This is a genomic window from Mesorhizobium sp., from assembly GCF_024509055.1.
Taxonomy (GTDB): Bacteria; Pseudomonadota; Alphaproteobacteria; order Rhizobiales; family Rhizobiaceae; genus Mesorhizobium.
The window spans coordinates 1-10,030 of the sequence record NZ_JANINM010000519.1 but is presented as its reverse complement, the minus strand read 5'-3'; the positions used below and the strand labels follow the sequence as shown (position 1 = coordinate 10,030).

Annotated in this window: 9 protein-coding genes; 4 read left to right on the top strand and 5 right to left on the bottom strand. The window is 63.3% G+C overall.

All coding sequences use genetic code 11. The features are described 5' to 3' along the window. Positions 1 to 692 (top strand): AraC family transcriptional regulator (locus Q0L57_RS30610; RefSeq protein WP_296746826.1); only part of this gene is annotated, 692 nt, incomplete at its 5' end. Between the two features lie 97 nt (positions 693 to 789). On the opposite strand, the gene Q0L57_RS30605 is transcribed toward Q0L57_RS30610, so the two are convergent. Then, positions 790 to 1,872: a helix-turn-helix domain-containing protein gene (locus Q0L57_RS30605; protein ID WP_296746825.1), complete on the bottom strand. Its 1,083-nt coding sequence runs from the start codon at positions 1,870 to 1,872 to the stop codon at positions 790 to 792. Between the two features lie 490 nt (positions 1,873 to 2,362). On the opposite strand from Q0L57_RS30605, the gene Q0L57_RS30600 reads away from it, so the two are divergent. From Q0L57_RS30600 to Q0L57_RS30590, 3 genes are all read left to right on the top strand, one after another. Beyond that, entirely contained in the window at positions 2,363 to 3,379 is a 1,017-nt protein-coding gene (locus Q0L57_RS30600; RefSeq protein WP_296746824.1) for an ABC transporter substrate-binding protein, read from the top strand. An 88-nt stretch (positions 3,380 to 3,467) separates the two neighbouring features. After that, the gene (locus Q0L57_RS30595; RefSeq protein WP_296746823.1) at positions 3,468 to 4,235 is read left to right on the top strand and encodes an ABC transporter ATP-binding protein; all 768 of its coding nucleotides are present in this window, start codon (positions 3,468 to 3,470) and stop codon (positions 4,233 to 4,235) included. A gap of 10 nt (positions 4,236 to 4,245) precedes the next feature. After that, the gene (locus Q0L57_RS30590; protein WP_296746822.1) at positions 4,246 to 5,043 is read left to right on the top strand and encodes an ABC transporter permease; all 798 of its coding nucleotides are present in this window, start codon (positions 4,246 to 4,248) and stop codon (positions 5,041 to 5,043) included. Positions 5,044 to 5,120: 77 nt separating this feature from the next. Here Q0L57_RS30590 and Q0L57_RS30585 read toward each other — a convergent pair whose 3' ends face one another. The 4 genes from Q0L57_RS30585 to Q0L57_RS30570 all read right to left on the bottom strand — a co-directional run bounded on the left by Q0L57_RS30585 (position 5,121) and on the right by Q0L57_RS30570 (position 9,723). Beyond that, positions 5,121 to 6,320, bottom strand: a complete 1,200-nt coding sequence (locus Q0L57_RS30585) for a mandelate racemase/muconate lactonizing enzyme family protein (protein ID WP_296746821.1) — start codon at positions 6,318 to 6,320, stop codon at positions 5,121 to 5,123. Then, positions 6,320 to 7,231, bottom strand: a complete 912-nt coding sequence (locus Q0L57_RS30580; RefSeq protein WP_296746820.1) for a D-2-hydroxyacid dehydrogenase — start codon at positions 7,229 to 7,231, stop codon at positions 6,320 to 6,322. Before Q0L57_RS30580 ends, Q0L57_RS30585 begins: the two co-directional genes overlap by 1 nt. Beyond that, entirely contained in the window at positions 7,231 to 8,733 is a 1,503-nt protein-coding gene (locus Q0L57_RS30575; protein ID WP_296746819.1) for an aldehyde dehydrogenase, read from the bottom strand. The genes Q0L57_RS30580 and Q0L57_RS30575 overlap by 1 nt, the downstream gene beginning before the upstream one ends. Before the next feature lie 69 nt (positions 8,734 to 8,802). Continuing rightward, positions 8,803 to 9,723 carry a dihydrodipicolinate synthase family protein gene (locus Q0L57_RS30570; RefSeq protein WP_296746818.1) on the bottom strand — a complete coding sequence of 307 codons (921 nt, stop codon included), beginning with the start codon at positions 9,721 to 9,723 and terminating at the stop codon, positions 8,803 to 8,805. Positions 9,724 to 10,030 lie beyond the last annotated feature (307 nt).

The following is a 10,030-nucleotide window of genomic DNA, read 5'->3' as shown; positions in this document are numbered from 1 at the left end:
TCGCGTTCGTCTATTCCTACTATATCGACCCGCTGATGATGGCCTACCGGCAGAAAGTCGACTGGGCGATCGCCCTCGCGTGCAACCTCATGCGCGTCGGGCTCGACGATCCGCGTTGGACGCCCCAGGAGGTTCTGCTGCCGCAATTGGCTGACGAGACGCCGGCGGAACGACGCACCCGCACGGAGATCATGGGCAACAATGTCCGAGCCGGCCATCCCTGGGCCGGCATCCGTTTCGACGCCGCCCTTCTCAGGCGGCCTATGGCGACGGCCGACGGCATGATCGAAAGCCTGATGCGCCACTATGGCGATCTTCGGCTTGCCGCTTTGCCGGAACAGCGCGGCGAGATCGAGCAGCTCCGGCGCGAGATCGCCCGCCTACTGGTCAAGGGCGAAACCGGCATCGAGCACCTCGCCAAGGCGACAGGCACCTCGGTGCGGACATTGCAGCGTCGTCTGAAGGATGCCGACGTGAACTACTCCGAGCTTCAAAGCGATGTACGTAAGACGTTGGCGCTGAATCTCCTGGAGAACGAGACGCTGGCGCTTGGGGAGATCGCGTTTTCGCTCGGTTATTCCGAAGTCAGCGCATTCAATCACGCCTTCCGACGCTGGGTCGGCCAATCACCAGGCGATTTTCGCCGCTCGCGGGCGGCTGGTTCCAAGGTGCGCCACGAGGCGCTTGGCTGAGCGCCGACCGAAACGGAACCCGCTGGCGGCCAAGCCGTTCGGACTGAAAGTTCAATGCATCGGCATGAAACCGACGCTGCACTCAAATCCGCAGTCCCTATGCTCCCGTCGTCGCCGAGCGGTCTGCGGCCTCGGTCGTAGGCGGACGCCAGATTGAGAGCCTGCGTACCTCGGGCCGGTAGGTCTGGCTTTGGCCCCGACGCAGCGTGTCGCGAAATGCGCGCGGAGATATGCCGAATTGGGCAAGGAACGTCCTCGAAAACACCGAGGGATAGGAGAAGCCGCAGGCCGTGGCCACATCCTTGATGCTGAACTCCTCATAGAAAAGCATGTTGCGCGAGGCCTGGAGGCGAATGCGCAGATAGAGCCGCTTCGGCGTCGTCTCGAAACTGCGCAGGCATTCGCGCTGGACTGTCTTATGCGACACGTCCAGTCGGTTGGCGATGTCCGGAAGCGACAGTGGAAAGTCGAGATGGCGTTCCATCAGTTCCAGGATGCGGTCCGCCAGGGACGGAACGGCGAGCTTGGGACGGTCGTCGAGCCGCTGCGCGGCGCCGGATGAGCGGGGCGCATGCACCAGGGCATTGGCGACCTCGTTGGCAAGCGCGGGAGATTTCAGGCGGCTGATGATATCCAGCATCAAATCGAGCGTTGCGATGCCTCCGGCGCAGGTGATGCGCTGATTCTCGATAGAGTAGATCTGGCTGCTTGCCTTGATCTCCGGGAAGCGCTCCTTGAACGAAGGTATGGCCTCCCAGTGCAGCACCACCTGGCGGTCGTCGACAAGACCGGCCTGGGCGAGCGCGAAGGAACCGGTATCGACGGCACCGACGGTGGAGCCGAACCGGGCGGCAGCACGCAATTTGTTCAGCAACAACGCGGAATTGCGCTGCGTCGGCAAGTTGCCCTCGAAGACGAGGTAGTAGTCGGCATGCGACATGGTCTGCAGGCTGTCGTCCGCCGACATCCATATGCCATTGCTGGCCCGCACCGGCGCGCCGTCCTCGGAGACGAAGCGCCAGCGGAAAAGCTCGCGGCCGCTGTTCTGGTTTGCAATGCGCAGCGCCTCGCTCGCGAGGACAAGGGCATTCAAGGGAAATTCCGGCTGCATGATGAGGTTGAAGGCCGGCGTATCCGCCCGGCCTGCGCCGTTCGTCACCTCAGCGCCGTTGGTCACCATGGCTTGCCGATCTCAAAACGTCACACGAATGCGCGCTTGCCCAGGAATGTCTAATCGCTGTCCAGAAAAGTCAACTCTTCCGGGCCAATCGTGCCAACTATGATGGAGGCTAAACGCGAAGCGGACACCGTGGTCTCCGGTTCAGCGGGAGTTGAGCAGCCAACGGACATCGAAGCGGAGATCGGCGCAGCGGAAGTATTCCGCCGCGAACCCTGTCGGCCAACCAGACGCCGACGCTTCAAGGGAAGACAGCACACGTGCGGACCGCCATTTTCGAAGAAGAGTTCCATGGTTGCCGCGTGAGGATGCCGGCGCCCGTTAGCGACGCGGAAGACGCTCCGATCGGCGAGGACGTCCGGTACGCCCACCAATCCGGAACCAGTCACACACCGGGAGTTCGCGCCAGCCTGCAGGACTTGCGAAAGACTCGCCCCGGCTGACTGCCGGCGTGAGAAAAAGAAACTGCCATCCAAAATAAAAGGGGAACGTCATGACCAGATTACAACAATGGACGAAACGTACCGCCATCGCGTTGCTGGCGGTAACGGGAATTGCCGGCGCCGGCGCGGCACATGCGCAAGATCAGGTGCGCTTGCGCCTCAACTGGATGTGGTACGGCTCGCACGCCGCCTTCGCGCTCGGCAAGGACAAGGGCTTCTTCAAGGATGCCGGCATCGATCTCGATATCCGCTCCGGCAATGGCTCCGGGTCCGCCCATCGGCTGGTCGCCAACGGCGACAGCACCTTCTCCTATGGCTCCTGCGCCAGCATGGTCAATCTCGCGGCCAAGGGCGCGCCTCTGATCTCGGTGGCGGTGATCGACGCGATGGGCACGGACGCCGTCATCGTGCGGCCCGATGCCGGCGTGAGCAAGATCACCGATCTCAAGGGCAAGAAGATCCTCACCACTGCCAATGCCGGCGTGAACACATTCTTCCCGCTGGTGCTCAAGAATGCCGGCCTCTCGGACTCCGACATCTCCATCACCAACGTTCCGGATGGCGCCATCGTGTCGAGCTACCTGCAGGGCGCGGGCGACTCGGTCGGCATCCTCGGTGGCCTTGACGACAAGCCCGCGGAAATCCTCGCCAATGGCGGCAAGCCGCCAGTGACCTTCGCCTATTCCGATTTCGGCGTGAACCAGATCGGCTATTGCATCACCACCACCAAGAAGCTGGTGGCCGACAATCCCGACCTGGTGAAGCGCTTCGTCGGCGCCACCATCAAGTCCTACAAGGCAGCTGAAAGCGATCCGCAGGCGGCCGTAGATGCCATGGCCGATATCGTCGGCGGCAGCATGGCCGAAGATGCCGGCAAGCAGCAGGCTCTCGCCGTGGAGAAAGTCACGCTCGGCATCCTCTATTCCAAGGCCAACAAGGACAAGGTGCTGGGCCTCAATGTTCCCTCCGACTGGAACGACATGCTCGATCTCATGAAGAAATATAACGGGCTGGAGACAAAGGACGCGGCCACCGCTTTCTACACCAACGACTTTCTGCCCAAATAGGCGGATCGCCCTGGCCCGGGGCTTCTTCGCGAGCCGGGGCGCTGTTTGACCTAGATTTGGGCTCGAAAGACGGGATCCATTCAACGCGATGGCTGCGACAATTGAACTGCGTTCCCTTGCCAAGACCTACGGCTCCGGCCCGCAGGCGGTGTACGCCTTCGGGCCGGCGGACCTCACCATCCCCTCCGGCTCGTTCGTGTCGCTGCTCGGTCCGTCCGGTTGCGGCAAATCCACCTTGCTGCTGATGATAGCCGGCCTTCTCGCTCCCTCGCGGGGGGAAATCCTCGTCGGCGGCAAGCAAGTGAGCGGCCCGCGGACCGACATCGGCATCATGTTCCAGGACAACACGTTGGTGCCCTGGCGCACGGTGGAGGGAAATGTTGCTCTTCAGCTGGAAATGCGCGGGCAGAAACCCAGCGCCCATGCTGGACGGATCAGTGAATTGCTGCGCTCCGTACGGCTCGAGGACTTTGCCAAACGCCATCCGCATGAACTCTCAGGCGGCATGCAGCAGCGCGCCGCCTTCTGCCAGGCGCTGGTGCACGAACCAGATACGCTGCTTCTCGACGAGCCGCTCGGCAAGCTCGACGCCATGACGCGCGAGGGTATTCGCGCCGACCTGCAGACGCTGTGGATGAAACGCAAGCCCACCGTGGTCTTCGTCACCCACTCGATCGAGGAGGCGGTGCAGCTGTCCTCAACCGTCTGCGTGATCACCCCGCGCCCGGGACGGATCGAATGCGCCATCGATATCGACCTGCCCTGGCCGCGCGATCTGGACGTCAAGAGCACGCCCGAATTCACCGGCCATGTCCATCGCATCCAGGGGATTTTCCGTGACTATGGCGTCATCTGAGAAATCCGCAGTGGCGGGCCGTCTTCCGGCGCTGCTGCTGCGCCTTTTGGCCTCGCTGGAACGCTCCTGGCCATTCGTCGCCTTCTTCGTCGGCCTGTTCCTGTGCTGGGAATGGTCGGTCGACCTCTTCGGCATCCCGGCTTACATCCTGCCCAAGCCCTCGGAGATCGTCGCCAAGGGCTGGGCGGACGTGCCCCGGCTCGTGCATTACTTCTGGATCACCGGCATCGAGACCTTCCTCGGCTATTTCCTGGCCATCGCCGTCGGGCTGCCGATGGGACTTGCGATCGCCTTCTCGCCGATGCTGCGGCGGACGATCTATCCGTTTTTCGTCAGTCTCGAAATGGTGCCGAAGATCGCCTTCGCTCCGCTGTTCATCTCATGGCTCGGCTTCGGCCTGTTGCCGAAGGTGATCATCGTGGTACTGGTCTGCTTCTTCCCCGTAGCGCTCAACGCCATCCACGCGTTCGGTTCCCTGAGCGATGAGCTGACGCGGTTCTGCCGCTCCACCGGTGCCGGAGTCTGGCGGACTTTCTGGAAGGTGCGCCTGCCGGCGGCCCTGCCGCAATGCTTCGTCGGCTTCAAATACGCCGCTGTGAACGCCACCGTGGGCGCCACCATTGCCGAGTTCATCGGCAGCGACCAGGGCCTCGGGTTTTACATCCAGATCGTCACAGGCAACATGCGGCCGGATCTCGCCTTTGCCGGCATCTTCTTCCTGACGGTGCTCGGCCTTCTGCTGTTCGGCCTTGTGACGCTGGCGGAGCGCCTACTCATACCCTGGCACATTTCCGTACGACGGCATTGACCGGCTGGTCGATGTCGCCGCCGCGCGGAAGGCGGCGGATCCTTCGGAAGGAAACCGGGCGGGTAAGAACGGCCGGGTCAATCCCGCCAGTAGCTGTCCGGCGGCGGACCCCAGTCGGTCAGCACGCAGGAATAGACGGCTGTCTCATCGAAGGGATAGCGCGCTTCCATGTCGGGGGTAAGGGTCAGACCCAGCCCAGGTGCGGTCGGGCGTATCAGGCGTCCATTCTCGATGCGTCCCTGGTCACCGATCATCTCGGCGCCGAGCGGGAAATAGAGCATTGGATACTCGACGAGCTTGCCGCCGGCGGCAAAGGCGGCATGATAGCTCGCCATGATCGCAGCAGCACCGCCCCAGGCGTGCACCACCACGTCAGTGCCTTTTGCCTTGGCTGCCTCAAACACATCCATGACCGCCGAAATGCCACCCATCACCGAGGCATCGGGCTGGACGAAATCATAGACATCGGCGTTGATGCGCTCGATCATCTCCTTCGGCGTGGTGACGATCTCTCCGCCGCAGACCGGCACATCGATACGGCCGCGCAGCTCGCGAAACGCATCCGGTTGGTCGGGGCCCAGCGCCTCCTCGACAAACACCATCCGCTGGCTGGTGATAGCATGAACGGCCTCGACGAAAGCCACCACATCCTCGACCGCCTGCGGCGGGTCTGCCAGGTTCTGGCACATGTCGACGCCAACCTTGATGCCGCGCCGACCGGCCTCTTCCAGCACCCAGGCCGTGCGCAGGATATCGCGCTTGACCGATCGGATCTTGTATATCTCGATGCCGAGCGAGCCCAGCATGTCCATTTCGCGCAGGAATTGATGCTTGGCGTCGCAGCAGCCGCCCGAGCCGTAGATCTGGATCGATTGGGCCTGCGCCCCGCCCAGCAGGGCGTAGACGGGGATGCCCAGGCTTTTCGCCTTGGCATCCTGCAAGGCGATCTCGAAGGCCGCGATGACGTGGCGGGCGGCACCCTGGAGAGACCAGTAGTCGCACAGGCTGCGAAGATCCTTTACCCGGCGATCGATGTCAAAGCCGTCGCGGCCCATCACCTGCGGGCGGCAGAGGTCCACGATTGCCTGGAACACCAGCGGAGCGAACACGGCGAGATAGCCTTCGCCCAGCCCAGTCACGCCATTGTCCAGCGTCACCTCCACCATGCCGATGGTTCGCTTGGGTCCGTTCGGGAAGCATTCCTTGATTTCGGGATCATCCGCATCGGCATAGGCCGACGACAACAGGACGCAGCGGATGTTGGTTATGTTGGCCATCAATATCCTCGTGAAAAGTCCACGATGCCCTCTAGCGGCGCGCCGGCGCGAAAGCGCGCGAGGTTGGCCAGGAAGACATCGATCTTGCGGTCGAGCTCATCCACCGTGCCGCCGCCGGTGTGCTGCGTAAGGATAAGGTTCGGACAATTCCAGAACCTGTGTCCGGCAGGCAGCGGCTCGCTGCTGGTGACATCGATGACGGCGCCGCCGAGCCGGCCTTGCTCGAGCATGTCGGCAAGCGCGTCTTCGTCCAGGATCGAGCCGCGCCCGAAATTGCAGAACAGCGCTCCGGCGGGGAGCCCAGCCAGTCGCGCGGCATCGAAAAGGCCGGAAGTGGCAGCCGTGGCGGGCGCGGTGCACACGACGAGATCGGCATCGGCAAGCGCCCTGTCGAGCGCGTCGGCGCCGCTGCCTCGCGTGATCGGCGTGATCGAACAGCCGAAGGGCGCAAGAAGCTCGGCCAGCCGCCGGTTGATGGCGCCGTAGCCAAGGAGAACGACGCGCGCGCCGCGCAGAACCCTGAGCCCCGTTCGCAGTGGATCGCCCAGCCAGCGTTTTTCGGCTTGCAGCAAGACAAGACTGTCGATGCCCCGGTAGAGCGCAAGAATGCCGGCAAGCGCCGACTCGGCAACCGGATCGGCGAAGAAACCCGAAAGATTCGTAACCAGGGTCTCACCATGGCGCCGGTTCCAGTCCAGGCCCGCATATTCTCCAAACCCGACGGATTCCAGTTGCAGCCAGCGCAAGTTGGGATTTGCCGCGACCTGTTCAGGTTCGGGGTTGCCAAAAACAATGGCACATTCGCAACTGGCTTCGGCCTCCACCAACCTCACCGGAATGTCGCCGACACCATGCTTCAGCCGCGCTATCTGTTCGTCGGCAAATGCGCCGCACACCGCGATATCCATCATCAAGGCACCGCAGGCTGCGCGGTGGCGATCCAGATCGTCTTGGTCTGCAGATACTGATCCATGGCCTCCGTGCCGTTGTCACGGGCAAGCGAGCCGGACCGCTTGTAGCCGCCAAAGGGCGTCTTGACGTCACCTTCGGAAAATCCGTTGACCGAGACCGTGCCGCAGGGCAGCCGTCGCGCCATGTGGATTGCCCTGTCTATGTCGCGGGTAAATACGGTCGCGTGGAGACCATAATCGGTGTCGCCGGCGATCCGCAGCGCTTCCTCCATGCCATCGACCGGCAGGATGCCGAGGACCGGACCGAAGATCTCCTCGCGTGCGATGCTCATCGTTGGGGTCATGTCCGCAAACACGGTTGGCTGGATGAAATAGCCCGGACCGCTGGTGTCGCCACCGGTGAGCAGCCGGGCGCCCTCGGCCGCGCCGGTAGCGATGTAGCCCATCACGCGGGTCTGGTGTTCCTTCGTCACCATGGCGCCGATATTGGTGGCGGGATCGAGCGGATCGCCGACGCGGAAAGCCTGGGCGCGCGCCGTGACGCGATGCGCGAACTCCTCCGCCAGGCGTCTGACCACGAGTTGGCGCATGTTGGCCGAACAGTTCTGTCCGCCGTTCCAGAACGCCGACATCGCGGCGTGCTCGATGAGGTCGTCGGTGATCGCGGCATCGTCAAGGATGATGAAGGGGCTCTTGCCGCCCATCTCCAGGCCGACAACCTTCAGGTTGCTCTCGCCGGCATAGCGCAGGAAATAGCCGCCAACTTCGGTCGATCCGGTGAATGAAACGATGTCGATATCGGGGTGACGGCCGATCGCCTGCCCCGTTGTTTCACCCAGTCCCGGCAAGACGTTGAGCACGCCGTCAGGCAGGCCCGCCTCCTGCGCCAGCTTCGCCAGTCGCAGTATCGACAGCGGCGTCTGTTCGGCCGGCTTGATGAGCACCGAACAGCCCGCGGCCAGTGCCGGGGCCGCCTTCCACGCCGCCATGAGCAGCGGAAAATTCCAGGGCAGGACGAGACCGACCACGCCAGCGGGTTCCTTGACGATCAGCGCCAGGGCGTTCTCTCCCGTCGGGGCCACCTTGCCAAAGGATTTGTCGGCAAGCTCGCCGTACCATTGGAAAAAGTTGGGCACCTCGCGGCCGATTTCGTGCAGACAGTCAGTGATGGTCTTGCCGCTGTCGATGCTTTCCAGCACGGCCAGTTCGTCACGGTTCGTGCGCACTAGCTCGGCCAGCCGGAGCAGCACCTCCTTGCGGTATTCGGGAGCAGCCCGGGACCATACCCCGCTGTCGAAGGCCTTGCGGGCGGCCCTGACGGCGCGGTCGACGTCAGCGGTGCCGCAATGCGCAACATGCGTTATCACCCCGCCCGTTGCAGGATTGATCGTCTCGAAGGTGGCGCCGTCCGAAGCCGGCGCGAAACGACCGTCGATGAAGGCCAGCCCGTCCGGGGCGAGCCGTCCAGCGATCTCATGGGCGCTTTCTCTGGTCATGGTCATGTTCGTCTCCAGTCGGGTCAGTTGGACCTATGCCGCGGGGTGCGCCTCAGGTGGACTTCGCGAGCAGGGTCATTGCGCCACGAGCCGGGGCACACCTGCCGCCTGCAGCATCGCGAGGCACTTGGCGCGATAGCTCTGGCGTATGTCGCGGGTGGGCGGGCGACAGCGGCTGGAAGGCAGTCCGATCAATTCCATACACAGCTTGTCGAGATATCCGTCGCCGCTGGTGAACTCCTTCTCGATCGCCACCCAAAGCTTGTAGAAGGGCATGGCCTCCTCGACCATCATGCGGGCGATCTCGGCGTAGTTCCGCGCCTTGACCTCGTCGATCAGCTTTATTCCCCATTCGGGCCAGTAGTTGCAAAGATGCACCTCGAAGGCCTGCGCGCCCAACGACGGCATCGCCGAATATGGAAAGAACAGATTGTTGTCGATGATCGTGAAGCGCTTGGAGAAATGCGAGGTGACGTCCTCGAATTCCATGGCGTCGGTGCGCGGCGTCGCCCATTTCAGGCCGACCACATTGTCGATCTTTGCCAGGCGATCGATCATGCCGAACGACAGGCTCGTCGAGGTCCAGAACGTGTTGTAGACGATGATGCCGATGCGGGGCGCGGCCTTGGCCGCGGCCATGACGAACTCCTCGAAATCGGCCTCCGTGTGGGTGAAGTAATAGGGGCACGAGACCTGCAGGAAGTCGAACTCCATGGACTGGGCCGCCTGCGCCAGCCGCACCAGTTCAAGCGTGCTGGTCGACTGCCCGCCAAAGGCCAGAGGCACACGCCCCTGCGCTTCCTTGACGACCGTTTCGGCGACGCCGACCCGCTCCTCGAACGACATGGTCGAGAAGTCGCCCGCCGCGCCGCCCGCCAGGAGCGTGGCATATTCGGTGGTCAGGCCATTGTCGATCAGGAAGCGGACATAGGCCCTGATCGCGGCGTGGTTGACCGGAAAGCCGGCGCTGTCCTCGAAGGGCGTTGGTATCGTCACGTAGCATCCCGCCAGGCGCGATTTCAATTTTTCAAAGTCCAAAGTCGTCTCCCTCACACCGGTTGGCCGCCACCGCCGCCGGCCGGCCTGTTCGTTCGCGTTGACCGTAACTGACACCCCGCCTGCATCGGCGGGGTTAGGCCCTACCCTAAAGTTCCCGTTTGAGCGGAATTGCTCTGCCGTCTGCGCCAAACAGATGCGCCTTGCGCCAATCCACGGCGACCTCGCACTTGCCAATCCCGATGCTCCTGGCATCCGCGTCGCCCTGGCGCATGACCAGCGCGCCGGCCGGATGCGCGGGCGCATG